The organism is Streptosporangium lutulentum (assembly GCF_030811455.1).
GTDB classification, from domain to species: domain Bacteria; phylum Actinomycetota; class Actinomycetes; order Streptosporangiales; family Streptosporangiaceae; genus Streptosporangium; species Streptosporangium lutulentum.
Genome location: NZ_JAUSQU010000001.1, coordinates 2,740,523 through 2,764,934, shown reverse-complemented (window position 1 = coordinate 2,764,934; position 24,412 = coordinate 2,740,523). Strand labels below are relative to the sequence as shown.

The following is a 24,412-nucleotide window of genomic DNA, read 5'->3' as shown; positions in this document are numbered from 1 at the left end:
CCATGCCGACCTACGCCACGGCAGAGGACTATCTCGACTACACCGGCAAGTCCGGTCCGGCCGACATCGAGCGGCGGCTCGCGCGGGCGTCGGAACGTATTGACGAGATGCTGGCCAACGCCATCTACGAAACCGACGCGCAGGGGCTTGCCCTGGACGCGGAGGAGCGGGACGCGATGGCCCGCGCGACATGCGCTCAGGCCGCGTGGACGCTCGCCGTGGGAGATGAGCACGGCACAGCGTCGGCTTTCAAGGACGTGTCGATGGGGTCCGTTCGCCTTTCCAGGGTGGAGAGCAAGGACGGCTCCGCGCCTCGCTACGCGCAGGACGCGGTGTCGATCCTTCTACGGGCCGGGTTCCTGATCGCGGTGATGACCTGGTGACCGCCATCCCGGATTTCATGTTCCGGCACGAGGCGGTGATCGAGCCGCTGATGGGCGAAGGCGCGTACGGGCCGGTCTTCGGCCCCCCGGTGACGGAGCCGTGCCTCGCCGACGACAAGCGCCAGCTTGTCAGGGACGCCACCGGCCTGGAGATCGTCTCGGACACGACGCTGTATTTCAAGCCCGGCGTCGTGTGCCCGCCCGGTAGCCGAGTCACGGTCAACGGCCGATCGACCACGGCCATCACATCGCTGATCCGCGACGGCGGCGGCCTGCCCACACCTGATCACGTGGAGGTGGCGCTGAAGTGAAAGACATCGATATCAAGCTGGACCTTCACGTCAGCCCGGCCGTGTTCGACCAGAAGACCAAGACCGCGGCCGAGCGGGCGCTTAGGGACGCCGCCGAGCACGTCCTGGGGGTGGCGAACACGCGGGTGCCGATCCAAGAGGGTCACCTGCAGAACTCGGGCGCCACGTCCGTGGACCGCTCGGAGATGCGGGCCTCGATCAGCTACGACCAGCCATACGCGGTGGCTCAGCACGAAAACCTCGACTGGAAGCACGCGCCCGGCCGCCAGGCGAAGTACCTGGAGACGGCCCTGGAAGAGGAAGCCTCCGCCGTGCAGGCGCTCCTGGCGCAGCAACTCAAGGAGCTGTTCCGGTGACGCCACCACCGCAGGGATGGACGCGGCTGCTGCTCTCGGGCCTGGGGCAGCTCCTGGAGGACGAGGGCGCCGGCGACTGGAACCCCGAGGGGATCTACACGCCCGAGCAGACCGCCATCACGCTCGGCGGGTTGCCGACCGCACCGGACCTGGCCATCGCGATCGCGGCGTACGGCCTCGGCCAAGCCGGTGACGACATCGAGCAAACCGACAGCTCAGTGCTGGTGCAGTTCCGTGTGCGAGGCGGCGGCTCGGATCCTCGTGTGGCCGACGACCTCGCGGACGCCGTGTTCAACGCCGTGCACGGCCTGTCCGAGTACCGGCTGTCGACAGGGGTGTTCGTGCTGCTCGCCGAGCGGCGAATCATCACCCCGCACACACGGGACGGGTCGGGCCGGGTGGAGAGGGCCGACAGCTACGAACTGCGGTGCGTCCGGCCGTCCCCGCACCGGCCCTAACTGTTTCTGAACCACTGCCGCTAGCGAATCTGCTGGCGGCTTTTCGCATGCGCTCAGAAGGAGAAGACATGACGCTGCGCAGCCTCCTCGCCAAGGACTGGATTGTCGAGGTCAACACCGGCACGGCGGCCACGCCGGTCTGGACCCCCGTCAAGGGTCTCACCGAGTTCAGCGAGGAGATCAACACCGAGACCGAGGACGACAGCGATTTCGACGGCGACGGCTGGGCCTCCCAGGTCGTCACCCAGCGCGGGTGGACGCTGACGCTCAACGGCAACCGCAAGCGGGACGCCGACGCGGTGACCTTCGTGCCGGACACCGGTCAGGAGTTCCTGCGGGAAGCCGGCCACGAGGTCGGCCCCGGCGCGGACATCCAGTGCCGTTGGTACCGCCGTGACGGTTCGCCGGACGCCTACGAGGGTCGCGCCGCCGTGGACTACAAGGGCGCGGGTGGCGAGACCACCGACCTGGAGCCGTTCGAGTGTGAGCTCCTCGGCCAGGGCAAGCCCGTCAAGATCACGAACCCGGCGGCGGCGTAGCCCATGGCGAAGCTCAAGGCCCTCGACGCGTTTCTCGACACCACGCTCACCCTGCCGATCGGCGGCAAGGAGTACACCATCCCGGCGCCGTCCGCGGAGACCGGCCTGCTCTGCCAGAGGCTCATGCAGGCCGGTGTCGCCGCCGCGAACGGCAAGCAGGCTGACCTCGCCGACCTGGACGACGGCGAGGAGCTCGACCTCTACCAGCGGTGCCTCGGCCCCGTCCATGGGGAGCTGCTCGCAGACAAGGTCTCCTGGCCGGTGATCAAGCTCGCCGGTGTGACGGCGTTTCTGTGGATCGCTGCCGACCTCGACACCGCGACGCGGTATTGGGAGTCCGGTGGCAGCCCGGAAGCACAGGCCCCGGACCCGGCGACCTCATCGGCGGCGGCGAGTACGACGAAGTCACGGGGCTCTACGAGTGGTACGAACCCGCGCCAAAAGGCCTCACGTGGGAAGGCGTCCTGACCCACTGGGACCTGATCGAGGCGGACCTGCACAGCCACTACGGGATCGACCTCGACGCGCCCGGCGTGCTGACGGGTCGGTCCTGGCGGTGGCTACGGGTTCGGATCCTCGGGCTGCTGGCGGAAGACACCCGGCTGTCTCGTCAGCTCGCCCCGCCTCCCAGTAAGGCAACCAGCCGCAGACGCGGCATCCCCTCCTCCGACTGACCAGCACTGACGACCAGGAGGCGGGCATGGCGATCAACATTGGTGACCTGTACGCCACCTTGTCATTCCGAGACCAGATGACAGGGCCGTTCAGCAGGGCCACCGCTGGAATCAAGGTCAACGCGACGGGGATCCACGCCGCCCTGATCGCCGCCGGGATGGCGGCCGGACGCATGTCGTCGGCCGTCGTGTCGGGGGCGGCGTCAACGGGCAAGGCCATCGCCTCGGCCGGGGCCAAGAGCGGCGCGCTGCTGGCCGGGGTGGGAGCGGCCGGAGTCGCGGTCGGCGGCGCTGTCGCTTTCGCTTTTGCTGGCGCCGCGCTCGGGATCGCGAAGCTCGGCATCAACGCGGCGATGGCCGCACCAGCGGTGAAGGCCGCTTTCGGTGATCTCAAGACCTCGGTTCAGGCGGACATGGCGGACGCCGCGACGGTGTTCCAGGCGCCGCTGATCCAGGCGGCCGGGTCGCTGAAGACGATGTTCTCCAGCGAGATCGCGCCTGCCTTGCAGGGCATGTTCACCGATCTGGCTCCGCTGATCGGTGACTTCACCTCCGGGCTGGGCGACTTCCTGCAGCCGATGCTGCCGGCAGTCTCCGGACTCGTGGCGGCGGTCGCTCCGATGCTCAGCCAGCTCGCCGGGAGCCTCGGTACCTTCGGTGGGCAAATCGCTGGGTTCATGGAGCCGATCACGCAGGCGTTGAGCCAGAACAGCGGTCTTCTGGCGACCCTGGTAACCGGGATCGGCGGGGTTCTGCAGTCGATAGGTCCGGTGCTCGCCGCCCTGGTCCAGGTGGCCGGGCAGGTCGCCGGGCCGCTTTTCGCTGCGCTGGCCGGGGTTGGTAACGCGCTATCAACATCGCTTGCGCCAGTTCTGATCCAGCTCGGGCCGGTCATCGCTCAGATCGTGACGGCTTTCGGGGCGATCCTCACCGCCGTGATCCCGCTCCTGCCGCCGTTCCTGCAGCTCGCGGCCACCCTGGCGACGTCGCTCATGCCGGTGCTGGTCCAGATCGCGCAGTCCTTGACGGCGGCGCTGCAGCCCGTTCTGGTGGCGCTGCAGCCGGTGCTGGCTCAGGTCGCGTCCGCGTTCGGGCAGGTCATCACGGCTTTGCTGCCGATCTTGCCGCCGCTGTCGCAGCTCCTGGTCGGGCTTCTACCGCCGATCGTGACGATCATCAAGGCGCTGACCCCGGTTCTGACGTTGCTCGCTGGGGTCTTCGTGAAGCTGGTCGCTGCCGTCACGCCGTTCCTGCCACCCCTGATGCAGCTCGCGACCGCCGTGATTCCCCTGGTCCTGAGCGCCGTGCAGGCGGTCATCAAGCTTTTCCAAGGGGACTTCCGAGGCGCTTTCGACTTGATCAAGAACGCGGTCGGCGTCTTCGGCAAGACCGTCACCGAGGCGTTCAAGAAGCTGCAGACCCTGGGCTCGGACATGGTCAACGGCATCATCCAGGGATTCCAGAACACCTGGAACAAATTCACCTCCTCGGTCGGCAACCTGATCAACGGGTTCCTCGGCTGGATCAAGGGCCTGCTCGGCATCAATTCGCCGTCCACGGTCTTCGCTGAGTTCGGCATGTTCTCCGTGCTCGGCCTGGCCAAGGGCATCAAGGACAACGAGAAAATCGCGATGAGCGCCGCCAAGATCATGGTCGACAAGGTGCAGTCGGTGGCCCGCGACGGGCTGGGCCGCATCGTGGGGACCGCGACCAAGTTCGATGTTCCGCTGCCGAAGCCGAAGAACACCATCGAGGGCAGCACGGGCAACGGCGGGTCCGTGGTGGCCATCGAGGGCGGCGGAGGGTTCAGCGGGCAGAACGCCGCAGCCCGAGCATCCCAGGTGACGGTGCACGTCACGAACAACTACCCGCAGGCCGAGCCCACCTCCAAGACCGTGAATAGGGGCTTGCAGTACGCCGCGGCGGCCGGCCTCGTCTCCTGACACCCGGCTCGCGCCTCACCTCCTGAAATCCCAGCCCATGCGGACCTTTCAGGAGGTGAGACGTGGCGCTCAACGTCGGCGACCTGGTCGCCACGATCAGCCTGCGGGACTACCTCACCCCCGGGCTCCGCCGGGCCCTGAACGACCTGCAGCGGTTCGCGGGCCAGTTCGGCGGCATCTTCGGGTCGATCGGTGTCCAAGCCGCCTCGATGAGCGCAGGAGTCGGGATCGCCGCGGCGTCGGCGGCCACAGCGCTCGGCGCGCTCGGCGTAGCCGCAAGCAGTTCCGCTGTCATCGTCGGAGCCAGCTTCCTCGGGGTCGTCGGCGTGCTCGGCGGGATCGGTATCGCCGCGGCCGCGCAAGCGGAAGGCGTCAAGCTGGCGTTTTCCGCGATGGCCGACAGCGTCACGATGGAGCTGAAGCGAGCGGCCAGTGTGTTCGAGGCCCCGCTGGTGCAGGTCGCCGCGAACCTGCATTCGATCTTCGCGCAGATGATCGCCCCCGCGCTGACTCAGATGTTCGGCCAGATCGCGCCGCTGCTGGGACAACTCACGACGGGCCTGGTGCAGTTCCTCCAGTCGGCGCTGCCCGCGCTGCAGCACATCGTTGCCGCTGCCGTGCCGGTCCTGTCTCAGCTCGCCGGCGTGATGGGCATCTTCGGTGCGCAGCTCGCCGGGTTCTTCGGCGTGATCGCGCAGGCGGTCGCGGCGAACTCGGGTGCGGTCGCTCAGTTCATCGTCGGCGTGGGCTCGATCCTCCAGGCCCTCGCCCCGCTGATCGCCACGCTCGTCCAGGTGGGCGCGCAGCTCATGGGGCCGGTCATGGGTGCCCTGGCGATGATCGTGCAGGCCCTCGGTGGTGCGCTCATCCAAGCGCTTACGCAGGTCGCGCCGCACGTCGCCGTGCTCGTCGTGAGCCTCGGCCAGCTCGTCGCGGCCATGGCCCCGCTGCTGCCGCCGCTGGTGCAGCTCGTCGCGATTTTCGCGACAGCGTTGATGCCGGTACTGGTGCAGGTCGTCTCAGCGATCACCGCCGCTCTGGTGCCGGTGCTGGTGCAGCTCCAGCCGGTCGTCTGGCAGCTCACGACCGCGTTCGGGCAGTTCCTCTTGGCCGTGATCCCGCTGCTTGGCCCGCTGGCGAATCTGGTTGCGCAGATCGCCACGGCGCTGCTACCTGCCCTGTCGCCGCTGTTGCCGCTCGTCGGGCAGCTTGCGGCCGTCGTGGGCGGGGCGCTGGTTCAGGTCCTCGGTGTGCTCGTGCAGGCCATCGCGCCGATTCTGCCGTTGCTGACGCAGGCCGCGGTCCTGGTCGGCACGGAGGTCATGCGTGCGGTGATCATGCTTACGCCCGCGCTGGTTCAGGTGGCTCAGGCGTTCACGTCGCTGTTGCCCGCCGTGACGCCGATCCTGCCGATGCTGCTGCAGCTCGCGGTGTCGCTTCTGCCTCCGACTGTGCAGCTTGTTCTCTCGCTCGCTCCGATGCTGGTCCAGCTCGCATCAGGGTTCACGCAGATCCTCTATGCGGTCATGCCGCTGCTGCCGCCGCTGGTGCAGCTCGCGGTCACAGTGCTGCCGCAGGTCATCACCCTGGTGACGCTGCTCGCGCAGGGCCTGTCGTACGTTCTGGGCCCGTCAGTGCAGATGATCGTCTTGGTCGTGAACGCGATGGTGCAGACGGTCGCCGCCGCGTTCGGGTGGCTGTATGACGTGCTGATCGGTCACAGCATCATCCCTGACCTGGTGCGAGGGATCGGCCAGTGGATCGGCGGGACGCTGGTCGGCTTCTTCATGAACCTGCCGGGACAGATCGTGTCCGCAGTCGGTGACATCGCCTCGGTGATGGGCAACATCGGCGTGGCCGTGATCAGCGGCCTGTGGAACGGCATCGTGTCCATGTGGGACTGGTTCCGGAACTCCATCCTCGGGTTCTTCTCGCAGATCATGCCGGACTGGGTGCGCCAGGCCCTCGGTATCTCCTCGCCCAGCCGGGTGTTCGCTCAGATCGGCCAGTTCACGATGCTCGGCATGGCGCAGGGCATGCAAGGGTCGGCCGGGCAGGTGCTGCGCACGGCCCGGAACATCGCTGGGCAGCTAAGCACAGCGTTCTCCCCGGAGCTGGCCGTGCCGGTCGGGCCGGGCGGGGGAGTGGCCGGCGGCGCCGGGCCGGGGAGAGGCGGGGGCGTGGTGTTCAACTTGACCACGATCAACCCGCAGGCCGAACCGTCATCGCAGACGATCAATCGTGGCCTGCAAATGGCCGGTGCACTGGGGGTGGTGTGAGTGGCGACGTACGTCCTCGACGGTGTCCCGCTGGATCATCCGAGCGGGTGCTGGAAGTTGAAGAAGGGCACCAAGCGCCGGCCGTTGCCGGGGGTGCGGGCGGCGAACGTGGCCGTGGCGGGCCGGGCCGGTGAACTGCCGATCATGAGCCTCGACCATGAGGCGACGTCGTTCGGGCTCGCGCTCACCGTCTACTCGCGGACCCCGTCCGGGGCGGACGGCGGGGTCGAGCAGATGGAGGCCAACCTCGAAGCGCTGGGCGCGCTGCTCGGCGTGCGGCACCGGCTGATCACCTGCAAGTGGGTGGCCGGGTCGATCATCCGCGTCGCGGGCGTGACCGTCGAGGCCGTGTCGGAGCCGGAGGTCAATGTCGGGGCGGCGCTGGCCAGGTTGACCGCCGTGGTGAAGGTCCCGGGCGTGTACTGGCGGGACGAGGTCGATTCGACGTGGACCGGCACCCTGCCGGGGGCCGCGCAGATCGTGACCCCGCTTGCCGGGTCCACGGGGCCGGTCACGGATGCGCTGGTGCGGGTGACCGGCCCGGCCGTGCATCCCTCGGTCGTCGACGTGGCCACCGGGGGCACGGTGTCCTACGCGGAGACTGTGCTCGCCGGGCAGCACCTGCTGATCGACTGCGGGCAGCTCAGGGCCGCGATCGTCACGACCGACACGTGGGACCTCGACGAAGGGACGGACGTGACCGGCGACATCAACGCCACCGGCCCGGGGTCGGCGTTCCGGTGGCTACACCTGACCCCCGCGATGGCGTTGGGCGACCCGCACTCGCGGGCCGTCTTAGTCAGCGCGACGGCGTCGAGCACGTCTGGCGCGTCGGCTCTGAAGATTCGGGGCCGTCGCTCCTACCTGTGACCCAAGCGACTCGATCTTCACAGGTGGCTGAGCCCAACCGTCTGTGACGCCCTGGGCGAAGGCGTCGACGCACTCCTGGCACATCGGGACCTCGTTGCCGTTCGTGTAGTGCCACACCCTTGTCGCCGCAGGCCGCGGCTTACTCAGGTGCATCTTGCATACGCCTTCCGCGCGCATCTGGGCGTTGACCTGGGCGACGTTGGCAGCGTGCATTGCCTCGATTTGAGGGTTCATGGCCGCAGACTACTGGCGCGTGCCGAGGAACTTGTAGACGGTACGGCGCGAGAGGCCCGTGTGGTTGATGATCGCCTGAGGCTTGATCGGTGACCCGTCCTCGACGGTTGCGCCTGCGGCCTTCACGGCGGCTTCCATGTAGCGCATCACGTGGTGGAGCTGCTGGCGGGTCGTGTCGAGTTGCTCGGCGAGATGCTGGAGGACCTGCAGGGCGTCGACCTCGGTCTCGAAAGCGAAGACCGGGTCGATGTTCCAGGGCAGCGCGCCATCGATCTGGTTGTCGAACAGGCCGTCCACGTCGTGGATCGTGACGAGTTCCATGTCCATTACGCCTCCCAATGTGTCTACTGGTAGACACATTAGAGTGCGGCACCCCATCTGTCTACCGGTATACATGATCAGGGGGTGGGCGTGTTCGACCTCCGTCTCGTCGCATACGCCCCGAACGGCGACAAGCTCGGCCTGCTCCCGCACCCGCTCGCGTTCCAGGCCGGGCAGCCGCTGAACGACGTGCCCGCCCTGGCCCTGCGCTACAGCCGCCACGCCCTCGGCGCCGGCCTGCTCGCGCAGCCGTGCGAGATCGCCATCGAATGGTCCGAAGACGGACAGACGTGGACCGAATCCCCGGACTCGCGGTTCCTGCGGATCAAACGAGGAATGGACGTCACCGACGAGACCGGTGTCGAGACGTTCGAGATGCCTGGCTACGGCTGGCAGCTCCGCAAGGTCGTGCTCTACCCAGGGCCCGCGCCGCTGGTCGATGGCAAGAGAGCGTTCACCTCGGCGACGCCCGGCAGCATCCTGCAGACGTTCCTTGCCGAGGCGCAGGAGCGAGGCGCGCTGCCCGTGCTCGACTGGACGTTCAACACGGAGCATGACAGCGATCACAAGCCGTGGAACAAGATCCTGACCATCTACTACCAGCCGGGCCTGGACGCGCTCACGACGCTGATCAACCTCGCTGAGCAGTCCGTCATCGACTTCCGTTTCGAGGGCCGGACCCTCCACGTCTACAACGCGGACACCAAGCTCGCGCGTGATCGGACGACAGCACCCCGCGTGGACCTGCGGCTCGGCCGCGACGTGCTCGACGCCCCCGACACGGGCACCTTGGAAGACGCCGCGAGCGCTGTGCTCGTCGTGGGTGACGACGGGTTCCGCCGGTCGTACGGCTCCAGCGCGACCCTGCCGTGGGGCCGGTGGGAGAACTTCATCGGCCAGGGCGGTGTTTCCGACGAGGGGACCGCGTTCCTGCTCGCTGAGTCGTCGCTGCAGCGCGCCGCCCAGGAGCGGGTGCAGCACACCCGTGAGATCACGCCGAACGGGGCGCGGTGGCTGCCGTGGCGCGACTACCAGCCCGGAGACAAGGTCATCGCGCCCGCGAGTCGCGGCACGCTGGCTCCGCTGAGGGTCCGGCAGATCACCCTCACCAAGGACGCCAAGGGCGTGGTCGGCGGCAACGTCATCCTGAACGACCGCTTCTTGGAGCAGTCGATCCGGTTCGCGCGCCGCACCGCCGGGATCGTCGGCGGGTCGACGGCGTCCGGTGGGTCCGGTGCGCAACCGGCACCGCCGTCACCGCGCGGCCGTACGGCCGCGAAACCCGCAGGGCTGATTGTGAACCCGATCACCTACGTGGATGCGTCCGGGTTCGCGCAGGGGCAGATCACCGCGACGTGGGGTCCGGTGCTCCTGGACGTGACGGGCGAGGCGATCGACATCGACAGCTACGAGCTGTTCATGCGGTTCAACGTCGTCGGCGCGCCCTGGTTCCTCGTCGCGACCACGGAGCCGGGCAGCACCACGGCGACTTACAGCCCGCTGATCGTGGGCAGGGAGTACGCCTTCAAGGTCCGGGCCACGAGCCAGGGCGTCAAGGGGCAGTTCTCCGACGAGTACGCCGTGGCCATCGACGACGACGACACCCCGCCGCCCGCGCCAGCCGCGCCGGTGCTGTCCACCCGGCTCGGCGTGATCCACGTCGCGTGGGATGGGATCGGCGTCGGCTCGGCGCCGATGCCGTCCGACTTCCATCGGGTCCGGGTGTGGATGCAAGACCCGCTCGACCCCGGCGCGGCCGAAGTCGGGTACCTGCAGGCGACTGGGTCGATCGTCGTGACCGGCCAGCCGTACGGCGAGCTCCGCGAGTTCTGGCTGACCGCCGTCGACCACGCTGGGAACGAGTCGGCGAGGTCGAGCACAGCGACGATCGCCACAGTGCCGCTCGTCGACGGAGACGCCGCTGAGGAGTCGATCAGCACGGGCGCTCTGATGGCGAACGCCGTCACGACGGACAGGCTCGCGGCTGGTGCCGTCGAGGCCGGGAACATCGCGGCCAACGCGGTCACCGCCGACAAGCTGGAGGCGATCCTGGCCCTGGCGACTCGGATCGTCGCCGGGAATCCGCTCGCGGCCCGGGTGGAGCTCAACGCGACCGGCCTGGCCGCGTACGACGCAGGCGGCACGCAAACCGTCCTGGTCTCGTCGACCGGTTCGGTGAGCATCGTCGGGCAGCTCGCGACGGGGCTGACGGGCAACAGGATCGTCATCAACCCGACCGGCGCGACGCAACCGGAGATCCGTTTCCTTCCGGGCACCGGAACGAACCCGGCCCGGATGTACGTCGACGGGTCGTTGTACGCGGGCGAGGCGACGATCGTCACGGTGTCCGGCGTCAACGGCGCGAACACCGCGCAGTGCCGGGTGGTCCACGCGGCCACCGACTACCGAGTCCACATCGTCAACCCGACATCTGGTCTCGCTGGCGGCGGATACCTGTTCCTCAAACCGAACGAACTCGAGGTCGGATACAACGACATCGGCGCGAACCTGAACCGCTTCAAGTTCTCCGCCGCGTCGACCGAGTTCGCCGGGAAGTGGTCGTTCACGGGCAACGAGGCCGGACTGATCATGCGGGCGGTGTCGCTGACGGGCGCTTCGTCGTACTTGGTGAACTGGACATTCACGATGGCCACGGTGCCGCGTGTGGTGTTCACCGCGGACAACCCGACCCCGGAGCGGTTGAGCTTCTGCATGCGTAACCCAACGACGACGAACTTCACGCTGCGCAGCAGCGAGAGCGGCCTGGCCACGCCGACTGTTTTCACGATCTTGCTGAACATGTGGGCCTGGCGAATGTGATCGATGAAGGAGGACCATGTTTTGGATCAACGGGGATTCCGTTACCCCTGATGTTGCCGCGCTCGATGAGGCGGCCGTAGAGGTGCTCAAGAGCCCAGGAATGATGTGGGGAATCTTCCTGCCTGACGGATCCACCGTGTACCGCCCCGGTGAGCAGTGGTACGTCGCGTTCCGTGTCCCGGTCTCCCCGACGACATACCGGTGGGCGGTGGAGCACTTCGAGCATCCGCCCGAGGGTTTCATCGACCCTTCCACTGCCGCGCAGGACGCCGCGCAGGCGTTGGCTGACGGTAGCAACACGGTCGTGGTCCGGCGCTACAGGGACTACGAGGAGACGGTCACGTTCACTTTCAGCGGCGTGGCGATCCCGTCGGCCGAGTGGTGACGATGCCGGTCCAGCAGTGGCGTATCACTCAGGTCCGCGAGGTGAGCAGTCCCGGCGAGGACGCGTGGCTGATCACCTACGAGCCGGTCGACGGCGACCCGAGCTCGGGGTTCGCTTCCTACGTGCCGAAGGAAGCGATCGAGGTTCGGGCAGCGGAGTACGGCCTGGCCACCGTCGATGAAGCCCTGGACGTGATCCTGCATGCGGCGTTGCTCGCGCCCGCTCACGCGGCCGGGGAGCTGGACATGCCGGCGCCCGGCCTGCTCGACGTCGAGGCCGCTCGCGCGCAGGTGACTGAGCAGCTCGCCATCTGCAAGGAGCGTTACGGAACCATCACCGCCGCGGCGGCGGGGGCCGCCCGCGCGGCCAAGGCGGCTGATCCGCTGCAGGTCATCCGGGATCAGACGCGGATCGACCCGATCAAGACGGCGGCGATCCGTATGGAGATCGACCGATTCAGGCTCAGCAACAGGGAGTGAGCATGACCGACGTGTCGGTGGATCTACAGAAGACAGTGGCAGCGCTGCGCCAGAGGTACAGCGCGCAGGTTGATGCGCTGACGTATGAAAACGCGGTCCTGGCGACCGCTGTGGAGCAGCTCCAAGAGCGCGTGAACCAGCTTGAGCAGCAGTTCACGGGGGCGGTGAGCGGGGGGTTCGGTGCCTGACCTCATCATTCCCGGCACCCCGCAGCGGTATGGGCTGCGGCTGGTCGTCTACTCCCCGAACGGGCCGCGCCTCGGCGTGTTGCCCGAGCATCTGGGTTGGGACGCTGGGATGCCGCTCAATGACGTGTCGTCGCTGCGGTTGGCCTACAGCTCGGTCGCCGCCGACGCCTCCCGGCTCGCACAGCCGTGCGAGATCGCCATGGAATTCTCCATCGATGGCGGCCCGTGGCTGGAGCCGGAGAACGCCCGGTTCTTACGGATCAAGAGGAGCGGCGACGGCACGGACCAGACCGGGACGCGGTCGTATGACTGCCCCGGCTACGGCTGGCAGCTCCGCAAGCTCGTGCTGCATCCCAACCTGGCCATGGTCGACGGCAAGCGCCCGTTCAACTCCGTCCCAGCCGGGGCGATTCTGGCAACCCTGGTTGCCGAGGGGCAGGCGCGCGGCACTCTGCGGTTCCTGGACATCGACTTCACGCCGGACGAGGACTCGGACGGGCGGCCGTGGGCGAAGATTCTGACGCTCGGCCTGGACCCGGGCACCGACCTGCTGACGCTGTTGATCAACCTGGCCGACCAGGGCGTCATCGACTGGTGCATGCAGGGCCGCACGCTGAGGGTCTTCAATGAGGGCACCGTGCTGGCCCGCGACCTCGCCTCCGGGGCGGGGCCGGTCGAGCTGCGGCTGGGACGTGACATCGACTCAGCGCCGGACGACGCGACGTTCGAGGACGCCGCCTCGTCCATCCTGATCGTGGGTGAGGCCGGCCTGCAGGTGGAGGTGACCAACCCGTCCGCGGTGATGCCGTGGGGGAGGTGGGAGACCTACCAGAGCCAGGGCGGCGTGACAGACGAGGGCACTGCGCAGCTCCTTGGCCAGAACGCGTTGGAGCGGGCGGCCGGGGAGCGGGTGCAGCTCACCCGGTCCATCAAGCCGTATATGGCGCTATCACTACCGCTTGCGCATTACGCGCCCGGCGACTACATCCGCGCGCCCGGCGACCAGAGCGTGATGCAGTCGCTGCGGGTCCGGCAGATCACCCTGTCGTGTGATGCGTCTGGGCTGATCAGCGGCAACCTCACCCTCAACGACCGGTTCTTGGAGAGAGACATTCGGCTCGCCCGCCAGGCGGCGGGGATCCTCACCGGCGGCGTCGCCTCCGGAGGATCGGGCGCGACCCCGGCTCCGGACTCCAGCGGCCGGGTTCCGGCCGCGCCGGTCGGGCTGATCGTCGAGCCGGTCGCCTACCTCGACTCATCGGGTTACGCCCAGGGCCTCGCCGTGGTGACGTGGGCGCCGGTCATCGGCGACGTCAACGGCGTCGCGGTCACCGTCGACGGCTACGAGGTCTACGCCCGCCGCAACGAGGAGGGCCAGCTGTGGTTCCTGGTCGCGCAGACCGCGCAGGCCGACACCACGGCGGAGGTGTCGCCGCTGGTCGTGGGCTGGGAGTACGGCTTCAAGGTCCGCGGAGTCAACGACGGCGTGAAGGGCGAGTTCTCGGCGGCTGTCGCCGTGCTGATCCCGGACGACCCCTACGCGCCGCCCGTGCCGAGCACGCCGGCGTTGTCCACCCGGTTGGGTGTGATCCACGTGGAGTGGGACGGCCTGGGTGCTGGTGGCGTGCCGATGCCCGCCGACTTCGAGCGGGTCCGGGTGTGGATGCAGGATCCGCTCGCGCCGGGGGCGGTCGACGTCGGCTCTCTCGACGCGCGCGGGTCGGTGGTGATCCCTGGCCAGCCGTACGGCGCGGATCGGGAAATCTGGCTGACCAGTGTGGACCGGTCTGGCAACGAGTCCGAGGAGTCGGCGCACGGAGTCGTCGCCACGGTGGCCCTGGTCGACACGGACGTGATCGGTCAGGTCATCGATGGCGCTGAGCACATCATCGACGGGACCATCCCCGGTGAAGCAAAGATCGTCGCTGGGACGATCACGGGTGGTCTGATTCAGGCGCTCGCGGTCCAGGCCGGGCACATTCAGGCCAACGCCATCGAGGCCGACAAGATCGCTGTGGGGGCGATCCAGGCCGGGCGCATCGCAGCGAACGCGATCACAGCTGACAAGATCTCCGCGAATGCCATTACGGCCGCGAAGATCGCCGCTGACGCGATCACCGGTAAGACCATCACGGGCTCAGTGGTGCGTTCGGCGGCGACCGGGCAGCGGTTCGTGCTCGACTCCGCCACCTTGGACCTGCGGTTTTATCCGGCCGGGAACAGCAACTACTCGCGGTTCTACGCGGTCGACGGCATGTATCCCGGCGAAACCACCACGTTCATCACGAGTGGCAGCAACCAGTTCAACTCGGCCCGCGCGGAGCTGCAGGTCGCGGCCGGACTGATCCGGTTGCGGATCCGCGACAACTCCGGATCCGGCAACAACGGCGGCGGCCTGGACGTGGCCGAGGGCTACGGCCAGTTCGGCTACAGCGATGGGATCTCCTCCACCGAGACCTACATCCATAACAACGCCACCGGCCGGTACTACCTCCAAGGCCGGTTCTGGGACACCACAACGCACTCGTCGTACTCGGCGGTCCACGCCGGGTCAGGCACGGTGCCGTCCGGCTACTACGGCGTGACGATCACCTACGGGCCGTCGATGGCCTCCAACATGGGGCCGGTCGCGGTCGTCAGAGACGGCGCGCTCACCCCGAACTTCAACTGGTGCGAGGACGCCTCGACACCAACGGATTTCAGCCTGGCCTGGTCGGACGGCGGAGGAGTCCGGTCCGGCAAGGGCTTCTACTGGTGGTCTCACCGCCACTGATCGTTTTTGAAAGGAGCGCCTACGTGGCGGAAATCTGGACCGTCTGGGACGCCGAGCTGGCCTACACGCCGACCAGCCTCACCCAGTCCGGAGGGGAACACCCCGAGCAACGCAGCAGCCACGACGGCGCCGAGCCGATATGGGGAGTGTCGCGAGTCCGGCCGGACGGCGGCGTATACATGCACATTTTCCCGCACTCCACGATGGAGTGGCGGGCGGCCGAGTACGCCATCGACCCCGAAGACCTGGACACGCTGCTAGACGTGATCTTGCACGAGCCGTGGATCCCGGACCCGCAGGACTCCCTGTCGCTGACGAACCCGGCGGCGGTCGCGGTGCTGCAGGACACGCATGGTCTGCCGACCTGCTGGACCCCGGACGTGCCGGACGCCGAACGGCTGGCCGCGCACCTGGCCCGGATCGAGTCCGTCAAGACACACCGGGTCTGTATGCAGCCGGAGCAGCGGCAGATGAGGCAGGACGCGCTGCTGTACGTCGGCTCCAACCGGGTCGCGCCCCCTGACCCGCTGGAACCGATCAAGGAGCTGACCCGCTTGGATCCGCTGCGGATCAAGGCCCGCAGCCTGGCCGTGGCCTGGTACCGGACCAGTCTCCAGCAGCCCATGAGGCCGACGTTCGAGGAGAAGCCCGCAGCCACGTTCGTCGGCCAGACCTTGGAAGGGGCCCGATGACCGGGAACCCGGCACTAGACGTGTTCGTGATCGCGGGGATGGTGGCCGGCGGTCTGGGCTTGCTGGCGATGCTCAGCCGGGGCGTGACCTGGCTGTGGCGGACGTTCGCCAGCTTGAAGAACTTCCTCGACGACTGGCAGGGCGAGGCGGCGCGGCCCGGGGTCGCGGCGCGGCCGGGCTTCCCTCAGCGGATCACGACGATAGAGGAGCAGTTGCGTCCCAACCACGGGACGTCGCTCAGGGATGCGGTGGACCGGCTGGAGCGCGGCGTGCGCCGGGTGGAGGACGGCCTGGCCGCTCACCTGGATCAGCACCAGCTCGCCGGAACCATCTCGATCATCAACAACTCCACCGATGCCAGCGGTAGCGCTGGCGTCACTGCCATGACCGCAGACGGTACCGGAGGCAGTGGTGCCGACAGCCAGGGCTGAGTGGACATCGGACATCAAGCAAGGAGGGCGGATACCAGCATGAGCATCAAGCTCGTCAGTCGCCGCACGTGGGGAGCGAAGACCCCCACGGCGTCCTACACCAGAATTCCCGGCACCGAGGGCGTGAAGATCCACTACACGGGCGGTCACGTGCCCCCGGCGATCGAGCGTGACCACGAGGAGTGCGGCAAGCTCGTCCGGCAGGTCCAAACCATGCACATGGCGGGCGCGCGGGAGCAGCCGTACATCGACATCGGCTACAGCCTGATCTGTTGTCCGCACCGACAGGTGTTCGTCGGCCGCGGACTGCACGCGCTGCCGGCCGCGAACGGCGCGGGCCTGAACACGGGGCATTACGCGGTGCTCGCGCTCGTCGGGTCGCTGGGGTTCACCGAGCCGAACGATCTCCTGCTGCACGGCATCAGGGACGCGATCGAGTACCTGCGCGCCGAGGGCAACGCAGGCAACGAGATCAAGGGACACAAGGACGGATTCGCTACGAATTGTCCCGGCGGCCCTCTGTACGCCTGGATCAAGAAGGGCGCGCCTCGCCCGCCCTCTCCGACCCCGAAGCCTGTTCCGCCTATCCCGACCAAGATTCTGACCACGGAGGCCCTGGTGAAGAACTTGCCCGTCCTCAAGCCCGGTGACGAGCACCGGCACGTCAAGACCCTGCGCGGCCTGCTGTTCGCTCGCGGCTACGAGCCCGCGAACCTGCACAGCACGAAGTACGACCCGAAGGACACGGACCTGATCGCCAAGATCGAGGCGTTCAAGGCCGCCAAGAAGATCCCGAAGGGCGCCGACGACCTGATCTGGGACGCCGCATGCTGGGAGGCCGCGCTCACCTAATGCTAGCAATACCGCTGGCGTCTTCTGATTCGTCCCGCCACAGTGGCGGGCCTGTCCCTTGAGGAGGGGCACATGCACGCTGATCCCGAGCCCACGTACACGCAGCCGGTCGAGGCCAAGGTCAAGGCCATGACGCTGGTCAGCTACCTGACCGGTATCGCCGGTATTGCCGCCCTGCAGGCCGTCGCTGCAGATGCGTCGCTGATCTCGTTCCTTCCTGACTGGGTGGAGATGATCACCCTGCCCTTGCTGCCGACCGCGCTGACGGCCTTGGCCGGCTGGAAGGCGCGGCACACGCCGCGCCCGGATCTGCCGGACTCTCAGCGGTAGTCGCTGATCGCATGAAGAACGCCCCGTCATCCCGGACATCGGGATGACGGGGCGTTCTTTGTGTTTCACCTGCTCATTGCACTTCGGCGGGGATGTCCTTCTTCTTGCTGCCGCCACGCGGGCGGAGGGCCACCCCGGCTTCGGTGAGGGTCTTGTAGACGTATCCGTAGCTGCGCTCGACATCCTTCGCGACGGCGCGGATGCTGTTGCCCTCGCCGTACAGGCGGACGATCTCGGCGTGAAGTTGCTTGTCGATCTGCTTCATGACTCTCCCCAAGGTGTGATCACTTCCCATCTTGCCGCAAGCACTGGTGCTAGCGTTAATGGGGGCGCCTCGAATGTTGTGCGATGCGCCGGGCCGAGAGTCCTTGCACAGGTCCGCGCTGACGATGCCCAGGGGCGGCGCCCTTGGCTGAGGTAAATGGAAGCACTCGTCCCCAGTCGAGCCCTACCCTGGTCTGTTATGAGTCAGAACACGACCGAACCCCCCAGCGAGAAGCAGGCCGGCAGATCTCTCCGTACTGCATTTCCGGGATACTTCCCCCCGGTCGACGCCGACTTGCGGATCCTCTTGACCAGTGGCTTGGTCGTCTTCGACACAAACCCGCTTCTGGATACCTACAAACTGACCGGGACTGCCCGAACGGAGTTTCTCGACGCGCTGCGTGCTCTGGGCGACCGGTTGTGGATCCCAGATCAGGTGGGCTTGGAGTTCATGCGTAACCGGGCCACGGTCATCGGCCATGGCAGCGGCTTTTCCGACAAGTTCCGCGAGGCCGCTGGCGACCTGCACAAGGAAGTCCAACGGCTTAAAGAGCATCGCGGTCTGAAGGATGACGAGGTCAATGGGATCAAGAAGGCGATCGACGACGCCATTACAGGCATCCTCGACGTCCATGCCGATCTGTACGCCTTCGAGGTCGACCCTGCTATAGCGGTTAACGATGACCCCATCTTCAAGGAGATCGAGCTGATCACCGCGGGGAAGGTCGGCCCTCCGTTCTCCAGGCCAGATGAGGTTGAGGCTAAGAAGATCGGTACTCAGCGAATCAACGACAAGATTCCGCCCGGCTACAGCGACGTCCGGGACAAGGGTGTGGAGGGCGCCCTCGGGGACTACTTCATGTGGGAGCAGACCCTCATAGAGGCCGAACGGCGCGGCCTGCCTGTGTTGCTCGTCACTAACGAGAATAAGGAGGACTGGGTCCGGAAGGAGGGCAGCTACACGCGAGGCCCTCGGATCGAACTGGTCAATGAGATGCTCGCCAGGACCGGACAGACCTTCCACCTGATGAACGTGAAGTCGTTCCTGTTCCACGCCGGAAAATACCTGCGTACCCACGTCAGCGAATCGACTATCGAGCAGGCCGGATCAGTCCAGAAGCAGTCGGAGTTTCATGAATTCAGCTTCATCGAACGGTTGCTGTCAAACCAGCTCAATCTGTCGAGGATGGCTCGCAAACTGATCAGCACCATGTCTCAGGAGCAGCGCGTCGCCCTTCTCCGCATGGTTGAAGGCGGTGAACCCTACCTGGTGAACGCCGGGCACGACTTCCAGCATTTTATGGCCACTCTTAACACGCTTGGCGTGGACAATATCGCGATCACAGCAGTAGGGGATCGTTTCGTCATCTATAACACCGCCTGGACTGGGAACGCGACGAAGTGGGCGATCGGTCAAGACATGCTGTTCGGGGATGACAAGTTGTGGGAAGCGATGGTCAATGAAGAAACGGCACAGAGGGCAGTGTCCAAGCGCGAGCGGCTCAAGAACAGGCTCGATGGTCCAGACGAGTGACCCCTGGCACCAGATCGGCCCCCTGACCTAAGGCCGCACGTTTCTCGACACCGCCACGCAACTGCCCTAGACGCGCCGCGAAAGGCCCCAGCAAGCTGGCGGGGCCTTTCTTCGTGTCACTGCACATCAACAACTCACGGCCCACACAATTAGCCGAAGCTTCGGGAGCATCGGGCCGTTATCTGCGGATTTTTGGGTCTCATTTACGACATCACCACAGGTCAAAAGCTTTACCAAGCTCCGAAAGCCCGTGCTCTTTAGAATCTGGTAGCGCCTACCTCCGTGGCACCATGCGCCCATGACGATCTCCACAACCGCCCTGTTTTCCAGCGGCACCACAGCGATCCGGCGCGAGACCTACGGCGGCAGAGTGTTGACGGCCGCGCCCCACCGGGTCATCCATGACACAGGCGACGAAATCGCCTTGGCCTGCTGGCCCGGCATCCAGAGCCTCGTGCCCACCACGTGGATCGACTGGCTGCAAACCCGTAATCCCGCAGCACGTGATGAGGCGCTACGCGCTTACGCCGCGCGGCGGTGGGAGCTGGGCCACTGGACGTGGCGAGACACCATCTGGCTTGCGATCACCGGCCGGGACGCGTTCTTCAGCGTCAACTTGTACTTCAGCCCGGATCACAGCCTGAACCGCTGGTACGTCAACTTCCAGCGTCCCTACGAGCGCACTCCCGAGGGAATCGACACGTTCGACCTGGCCCTCGATCTGGTCGCGGACCCCGACCTGTCGCAGTGGGAGTGGAAGGACGAGGACGAATACGAACAGAGCAGGAGGATGGGCATCATCACCGACGCCGAACACCACGGCGTGCAGGAAGCCCGCGATGAGGTAGTAGCGATGATCGAGGACCGCCGCGGGGTATTCGGGGCCGACTGGCCCAACTGGCGGGCGGATCCCTCCTGGCCAGTCCCTGCTCTTCCCGCTGACGCGATGGCAGAGATGACGGTTTCGGCCGCATATAGGACATAGCGAAGGCCCTCGACTGGAGTGCCGGGGGCCTTCGTTACGCGTCCTGAGACGCTGATTTATCGGCGTGCTCGATCGGGCTGCCCATTGGCAACCCACTCGTACACGCGAGGAATCCCGTCCTTGATCGGCATCGTAGCTTTCCAGCCGAGATCCCGCTCGGCGGCTGCGACGTCCAGGGCGCTGTGCTGCAGTTCTCCGGCCCGCGCGGGAGCGAAAACAGGCGCGATGTCGTACCCGGCGCTGCGGCAGACGTGCTCGACCAGCTCCAGGACGCTCGTCTCGCGGCCGGTGCCGATGTTCCACACCCCGCCACGCTCGCTGTCCGCCGCGGCGAGAAATGCCTCGACCGCGTCGGCCACATACACGTAGTCGCGGGTCGCCTTGCCGTCCCCGAATATCGTGGGTGGCTCGGTGGCGACGATGCGTCCGCAGAAAATGCCGATGACGCCGGCTTCGCCTCCGGGGTCCTGTCGGGGACCGTAGATGTTGCCCATCCGCAGCGCGGCATGCTGGGTGCCGTACAGGCGGTTGAACAGGCCGAGGTACTGCTCGGCGCAATGTTTCGCGGTTCCGTAAGGGGCCTCGGGTTCCGGCAGGGTGTGCTCGGGCGTCGGCAGGGGTGCGTGCTGGCCGTACAGGGCGCCTCCGGTGGAGGCGTAGACCAGCTTGGCGCCGACCCCGCGGGCAGCTTCCAGCAGGTTGATGGTGCCGCCGATGTTCACGGCGGCGTCGTGGGCCGGGTCGGTCACCGACGTGCGGACGTCGATCTGCGCAGCCAGGTGGACGATCACCTCGGGTCGGGTGTCAGCGACCACGGACGTGATCGCGTCGGGGTCGGTGATGTCCACCTGCCGCAGGTCGACGTCTGCGGGCAGCCGGGCGATGCGCCCGCTGGACAGGTTGTCTACGACGGTGACGGTGTCGCCGCGCTCGATGAGGGCGTCGACGATATGGGAGCCGATGAACCCGGCACCGCCGGTGACGATTACATGCATGGATGGCAGCCTAGAGTGATCGAAGGGGACAGCAGAGGGAATCGGATCAGATGGTGGGCAGGTCAGCGGCGCAGCGGAAACCGCCCGACCAGGTGCTGTAGGCGGCATCGCCCGCGATGCGCTCAGTGGTGCGGATCTGGAACCGCAGGTGCATCCACCCGCCTCCTCGGACAGTGGTAGAGCGCCCGTGGGCGCGCTGCAGGATCGGATCGCAGTCCACCCCGGCCGCGTACGGCTGGTAGGTGCTGGCGGTCCACTCGGCGACGTTTCCAGCCATGTCGGAGATACCGAACGGTGAGTCGCCACCGGGGGAGAAGGCCCCCACGGGGGTGGTGCCTGGTTGTTCACCGTGGCGGTCGCGGTAGTCCTTCCACCACCGCCGCCAGTCGTCCAGGTCGGCGATCGGCCGGCCAGCCCAGTGCTCAGCGCAGTTGACGCGCGAGGCGTCGAATACCTCGCCCCAGGGCCAGGGCCGCCAGTGGGGGCCGTGCGCCGCGTACTCCCATTCGGTCTCGGTGGGCAGGCGTTTGCCTGCCCACGCGCAGTACGCCTCGGCGTCGCGGCGCGCGACGTGGATCACCGGGTGCTGCCAGCGGCCGGTGAGGTCGCTGGCGGGGCCGGTCGGGTGGCGCCAGCTCGCGCCAGCGCGTTCCTCCCAGTAGCCGCCGCCGTACACCAGGCCGAAGCCGCGGTGCTCGGCTGCGGTGAGATACCCGCTGGCTTGGACGAACTGGGCGAACGCGGCGTTGGTGACGGGGTGGCGATCCAGGAGGAACGACCGCACGTCCTGAAGATGCTGCGGGGTTTCGTCGGCGAACCACGGGCGCGGGTAGGACTGAGCATCGACCAGCCAGTCCAGGTGCTCCGCTGGTGCTCCGATGAGCACCTTCCCGGCGGGGATGGCCACCATGCCCGGCGGCGGGTTGTAGGAGGTCATGTCAGCCCCCTGCCATCGCTGGTAGAAACATGATCTCGCTGTTGGGCGAAGCCGGGGTGTCCAGCCCATCCAGGCCGCGAATGTCGGCCTCGTCGACGTAGACGTTGATCCAGCTCGCGAGTCTGCCCGAGTCGCTGAGGACCCGTGGGCGGAGCTCGGGCCAGGTTTCCACGAGCCAGTCGACGGCTTGGCCCACGGTCTGCGCGGCGCATTGCAGTTCCTCGGGTTTGATCCCGGAGGCGGTGCGCCAGCCGGCCGGGATCACGATGGTAGGCATACGGAGTCAGCCGGTGTGCGCGGCGCGGGCCCAGGCGACGGTGCGCTCGATGCCCTCGGCCAGCGGCATCTGCGGTTTCCAGCCCAGGAGTTCGTCTGCGCGGGTGATGTCCGGGCAGCGTCGAGCGGAGTCTTGGTCGCGCCCCGGGGTGATCTCGATGGCGCCGGTGCCGACCGTCTTAACGATCAGTTCGGCCAGCTCGGCGATGCTGATTTCCTCGGTCGTGCCGAGGTTGATGGGGCCGATCTCGGTGGTGTCGATCATCGCGACCAGCCCGCTGACGAAGTCGTCGACGTAGCAGAACGTCCGGGTTTGTGTGCCGCCTTGCAGCTTCAGCGTCTGCCCGGCCAGGGCCTTGGTGATGAAGGTGCCGACCACTCCCGGAGTAGCGCCCATGCCGGGGCCGTAGATGTTGGCCGGGCGAACCACTCCGGCGTTCAGCCCGTGCTGGCTCACATAAGCGGTCACGGCGGCCTCGGCGAACCGCTTTCCCTCGGTGTAGGCCGAGAACGGCCCTCCGGGGTCGACGTTGCCTCGGTAGGTCTCGTGCTGGGGATGCACGAGCGGGTCGCCGTAGACGTCTCCGGTGGAGACCAGCACGAACCGCGCGCCGTGGTGTCTGGCCACCTCCAGCGCGTTGATCGCGCCGACCGAGTTCGCGCGGAGCGTGTCGATGGGGCGCTTCCGGATCGCGTCCGGCCCGTTGGGCGTGGCCATGTGCACGACGGCATCCACGCGGTCGGACACCAGGAACGGCTCGGTGACGTCGTGGCGCAGCAGCGTGAACCCGTCGACCGTGAGCAGGTCATCGACTGCGGGCAGGCGGCCGGCCGACAGGTCGTCGAGCGCGGTGACGCGGTCACCTCGATCGAGCAGCACCGCGCATAGGTGGGTGCCGATGAATCCGGCGCCTCCGGTGATCAGGACGTGTCGTGACGTCATGATTTTTCCTTCCCGGAAAGTTGTGACTGGGGGGGTGGTGCCCCGGTAGGGCTCGGTCCGTGGGGGGACCGGCCGGGGAAGGCTGGCCCTACCGGGGGTAGTGGCCGACAGGGGCTCGGAGTTGAGAGCCGGAAACAGACGGGCGGCCGTCTGTGCCCCTGCCGGAGTCTTAGCCAGCCGGAAGTGGCTCGGGCTGGAGTTCGTGGAGGCGCACGAGGAGCTGAGTGGCCAACGCCTGCCCACGAAGGGGGTTGGCCAGGGCCAGCTCGACTCCCTCCATCACGGGGATGGCCAGCTCCCCAAGAGGTCGATACAGGTTCGCGATGACGCCGTACGGCTCGAAGCTGCCCACGGTGTAGACGGCCGCGGCCTTGCGAAGGTGCGGGCACTGGGTGATCGCCTCGGGGATGCAGCTCCGGCAGGTGGGCGGCGCGTTGGTGTATCCCTGAGCAGATGACTGGCCGTCGTCGGAGAGTAGCCACCACCACCGGCCGGACTCGGGGTCGCGGGCCGGCCTGGTGCATATCTGGCAGAGCCCGAGGTCGATGTACTGCCACTGTCGGCGGGTGTGGACCGCCGGGAAGATGGGGCGTCCGCGCTTGTTGGTCTTCTGCCGGGCGCGCAGGAACCCATGGCCCCAGTCGCCTGGACGAGGTCGCGCATGCCGGAGCCGTGGCCCATTGGGACCCGCCGCGAAGATCACGTGCTGCGGAACTGCTTCGCCTTCATGGGCTACGACGGCGGGGGCGCGGAGCTGTGTCGCCACAGCCGCAGTCATGACGTGCCGCCCGGTGGAGGTGTGAGGATCAGGTGCGCGACCTGTTCCGGCTCCCGCGCTGTCTGCAGGCCGGTACCGCCTGGGACGGAAACCAGGTAGCAGCCGGAGCGCGTCCCCATGGTCACCGTGGCGATCAACCATCCGGCGTCGCTGCGGACGAACAGCTCAGGAACGTGCCACCGAATGTGCCCTATGGGGTATGGTCCGCCGCTGCCCAGCAATTTCAGGCCGACGGTGCGAACGGAGTAGGAGTGAATTCCTGCGTCCTTCAACAGCCGCTGCACATTGGCCAGCGCTCTGTTGAATTCTTCCACTCTGGCTTCGCTTATCCCTTTTCCTTCATCCTCTTCGGCTGCATGCTCGATGTCTAAAGCTTCAGCAC

General features: G+C 67.2%; 28 protein-coding genes. 20 read left to right on the top strand and 8 right to left on the bottom strand.

Annotated elements, in window-relative coordinates; all coding sequences use genetic code 11:
- Positions 1 to 2: 2 nt before the first annotated feature.
- The 9 genes from J2853_RS12025 (at position 3) to J2853_RS11985 (ending at position 7,813) form a co-directional block, all read left to right on the top strand.
- Positions 3 to 383 carry a hypothetical protein gene (locus J2853_RS12025; protein WP_307557337.1) on the top strand — a complete coding sequence of 127 codons (381 nt, stop codon included), beginning with the start codon at positions 3 to 5 and terminating at the stop codon, positions 381 to 383.
- Complete coding sequence (locus J2853_RS12020) at positions 380 to 694, top strand: hypothetical protein (protein ID WP_307557335.1); 315 nt, start codon at positions 380 to 382, stop codon at positions 692 to 694. The genes J2853_RS12025 and J2853_RS12020 overlap by 4 nt, the downstream gene beginning before the upstream one ends.
- Positions 691 to 1,050, top strand: coding sequence for a minor capsid protein (locus J2853_RS12015; RefSeq protein WP_307557334.1), 360 nt, complete (start codon positions 691 to 693; stop codon positions 1,048 to 1,050). Before J2853_RS12020 ends, J2853_RS12015 begins: the two co-directional genes overlap by 4 nt.
- Positions 1,047 to 1,508, top strand: coding sequence for a minor capsid protein (locus tag J2853_RS12010; protein ID WP_307557332.1), 462 nt, complete (start codon positions 1,047 to 1,049; stop codon positions 1,506 to 1,508). Before J2853_RS12015 ends, J2853_RS12010 begins: the two co-directional genes overlap by 4 nt.
- Before the next feature lie 68 nt (positions 1,509 to 1,576).
- A complete protein-coding gene (locus J2853_RS12005; RefSeq protein ID WP_307557330.1) occupies positions 1,577 to 2,047 on the top strand; it encodes a phage tail tube protein in 471 nt (156 codons plus the stop codon).
- Between the two features lie 3 nt (positions 2,048 to 2,050).
- Complete coding sequence (locus tag J2853_RS12000; RefSeq protein WP_307557328.1) at positions 2,051 to 2,515, top strand: DUF7426 family protein; 465 nt, start codon at positions 2,051 to 2,053, stop codon at positions 2,513 to 2,515.
- A 364-nt stretch (positions 2,516 to 2,879) separates the two neighbouring features.
- The gene (locus J2853_RS11995) at positions 2,880 to 4,664 is read left to right on the top strand and encodes a phage tail protein (protein WP_307557326.1); all 1,785 of its coding nucleotides are present in this window, start codon (positions 2,880 to 2,882) and stop codon (positions 4,662 to 4,664) included.
- A gap of 62 nt (positions 4,665 to 4,726) precedes the next feature.
- The gene (locus J2853_RS11990) at positions 4,727 to 6,943 is read left to right on the top strand and encodes a phage tail protein (protein WP_307557324.1); all 2,217 of its coding nucleotides are present in this window, start codon (positions 4,727 to 4,729) and stop codon (positions 6,941 to 6,943) included.
- Complete coding sequence (locus J2853_RS11985; protein WP_307557321.1) at positions 6,944 to 7,813, top strand: hypothetical protein; 870 nt, start codon at positions 6,944 to 6,946, stop codon at positions 7,811 to 7,813. It begins immediately after the preceding gene.
- Positions 7,814 to 8,056: 243 nt separating this feature from the next.
- Here J2853_RS11985 and J2853_RS11980 read toward each other — a convergent pair whose 3' ends face one another.
- Entirely contained in the window at positions 8,057 to 8,374 is a 318-nt protein-coding gene (locus tag J2853_RS11980) for a hypothetical protein (RefSeq protein ID WP_307557320.1), read from the bottom strand.
- Positions 8,375 to 8,452: 78 nt separating this feature from the next.
- Between J2853_RS11980 and J2853_RS11975 the strand changes: the two genes are divergently transcribed.
- From J2853_RS11975 to J2853_RS11935, 9 genes are all read left to right on the top strand, one after another.
- Positions 8,453 to 11,188 carry a fibronectin type III domain-containing protein gene (locus J2853_RS11975; RefSeq protein ID WP_307557318.1) on the top strand — a complete coding sequence of 912 codons (2,736 nt, stop codon included), beginning with the start codon at positions 8,453 to 8,455 and terminating at the stop codon, positions 11,186 to 11,188.
- A gap of 16 nt (positions 11,189 to 11,204) precedes the next feature.
- Entirely contained in the window at positions 11,205 to 11,573 is a 369-nt protein-coding gene (locus tag J2853_RS11970; RefSeq protein WP_307557316.1) for a hypothetical protein, read from the top strand.
- The gene (locus J2853_RS11965; RefSeq protein WP_307557314.1) at positions 11,567 to 12,052 is read left to right on the top strand and encodes a hypothetical protein; all 486 of its coding nucleotides are present in this window, start codon (positions 11,567 to 11,569) and stop codon (positions 12,050 to 12,052) included. The genes J2853_RS11970 and J2853_RS11965 overlap by 7 nt, the downstream gene beginning before the upstream one ends.
- Before the next feature lie 2 nt (positions 12,053 to 12,054).
- Positions 12,055 to 12,240, top strand: a complete 186-nt coding sequence (locus J2853_RS11960; protein WP_307557312.1) for a hypothetical protein — start codon at positions 12,055 to 12,057, stop codon at positions 12,238 to 12,240.
- Complete coding sequence (locus J2853_RS11955; protein ID WP_307557311.1) at positions 12,233 to 15,013, top strand: fibronectin type III domain-containing protein; 2,781 nt, start codon at positions 12,233 to 12,235, stop codon at positions 15,011 to 15,013. The genes J2853_RS11960 and J2853_RS11955 overlap by 8 nt, the downstream gene beginning before the upstream one ends.
- A 23-nt stretch (positions 15,014 to 15,036) precedes the next feature.
- The gene (locus tag J2853_RS11950; RefSeq protein ID WP_307557309.1) at positions 15,037 to 15,705 is read left to right on the top strand and encodes a hypothetical protein; all 669 of its coding nucleotides are present in this window, start codon (positions 15,037 to 15,039) and stop codon (positions 15,703 to 15,705) included.
- A complete protein-coding gene (locus J2853_RS11945) occupies positions 15,702 to 16,136 on the top strand; it encodes a hypothetical protein (protein WP_307557307.1) in 435 nt (144 codons plus the stop codon). Before J2853_RS11950 ends, J2853_RS11945 begins: the two co-directional genes overlap by 4 nt.
- 39 nt (positions 16,137 to 16,175) lie before the next feature.
- Positions 16,176 to 16,988, top strand: a complete 813-nt coding sequence (locus tag J2853_RS11940; RefSeq protein ID WP_307557305.1) for an N-acetylmuramoyl-L-alanine amidase — start codon at positions 16,176 to 16,178, stop codon at positions 16,986 to 16,988.
- A 72-nt stretch (positions 16,989 to 17,060) separates the two neighbouring features.
- Positions 17,061 to 17,318 (top strand): hypothetical protein, encoded by a 258-nt coding sequence (locus tag J2853_RS11935; protein WP_307557303.1) that lies wholly within the window; start codon positions 17,061 to 17,063, stop codon positions 17,316 to 17,318.
- 73 nt (positions 17,319 to 17,391) lie between these two features.
- Here the strand turns inward: J2853_RS11935 and J2853_RS11930 are convergent, their stop codons facing one another.
- Positions 17,392 to 17,583 (bottom strand): helix-turn-helix domain-containing protein, encoded by a 192-nt coding sequence (locus J2853_RS11930; RefSeq protein WP_307557301.1) that lies wholly within the window; start codon positions 17,581 to 17,583, stop codon positions 17,392 to 17,394.
- 198 nt (positions 17,584 to 17,781) lie between these two features.
- Here J2853_RS11930 and J2853_RS11925 point away from each other — a divergent pair, with 198 nt between their 5' ends.
- Positions 17,782 to 19,116, top strand: a complete 1,335-nt coding sequence (locus J2853_RS11925) for a PIN-like domain-containing protein (RefSeq protein ID WP_307557299.1) — start codon at positions 17,782 to 17,784, stop codon at positions 19,114 to 19,116.
- A gap of 298 nt (positions 19,117 to 19,414) precedes the next feature.
- Positions 19,415 to 20,101 carry a ribonuclease FAU-1 family protein gene (locus J2853_RS11920; RefSeq protein WP_307557297.1) on the top strand — a complete coding sequence of 229 codons (687 nt, stop codon included), beginning with the start codon at positions 19,415 to 19,417 and terminating at the stop codon, positions 20,099 to 20,101.
- A gap of 56 nt (positions 20,102 to 20,157) precedes the next feature.
- Here the strand turns inward: J2853_RS11920 and J2853_RS11915 are convergent, their stop codons facing one another.
- The 6 genes from J2853_RS11915 to J2853_RS11890 all read right to left on the bottom strand — a co-directional run bounded on the left by J2853_RS11915 (position 20,158) and on the right by J2853_RS11890 (position 24,344).
- Positions 20,158 to 21,096, bottom strand: a complete 939-nt coding sequence (locus tag J2853_RS11915; RefSeq protein ID WP_307557295.1) for an NAD-dependent epimerase/dehydratase family protein — start codon at positions 21,094 to 21,096, stop codon at positions 20,158 to 20,160.
- A 46-nt stretch (positions 21,097 to 21,142) separates the two neighbouring features.
- The gene (locus tag J2853_RS11910; RefSeq protein WP_307557293.1) at positions 21,143 to 22,033 is read right to left on the bottom strand and encodes a formylglycine-generating enzyme family protein; all 891 of its coding nucleotides are present in this window, start codon (positions 22,031 to 22,033) and stop codon (positions 21,143 to 21,145) included.
- A gap of 1 nt (position 22,034) precedes the next feature.
- Positions 22,035 to 22,310 (bottom strand): MoaD/ThiS family protein, encoded by a 276-nt coding sequence (locus J2853_RS11905; protein ID WP_307557291.1) that lies wholly within the window; start codon positions 22,308 to 22,310, stop codon positions 22,035 to 22,037.
- Positions 22,311 to 22,316: 6 nt separating this feature from the next.
- Positions 22,317 to 23,252, bottom strand: coding sequence for an NAD-dependent epimerase/dehydratase family protein (locus J2853_RS11900; protein ID WP_307557290.1), 936 nt, complete (start codon positions 23,250 to 23,252; stop codon positions 22,317 to 22,319).
- A 169-nt stretch (positions 23,253 to 23,421) separates the two neighbouring features.
- Positions 23,422 to 24,018, bottom strand: a complete 597-nt coding sequence (locus tag J2853_RS11895) for a hypothetical protein (protein ID WP_307557288.1) — start codon at positions 24,016 to 24,018, stop codon at positions 23,422 to 23,424.
- A gap of 8 nt (positions 24,019 to 24,026) precedes the next feature.
- The gene (locus tag J2853_RS11890) at positions 24,027 to 24,344 is read right to left on the bottom strand and encodes a hypothetical protein (protein WP_307557286.1); all 318 of its coding nucleotides are present in this window, start codon (positions 24,342 to 24,344) and stop codon (positions 24,027 to 24,029) included.
- Between the last annotated feature and the right edge of the window lie 68 nt (positions 24,345 to 24,412).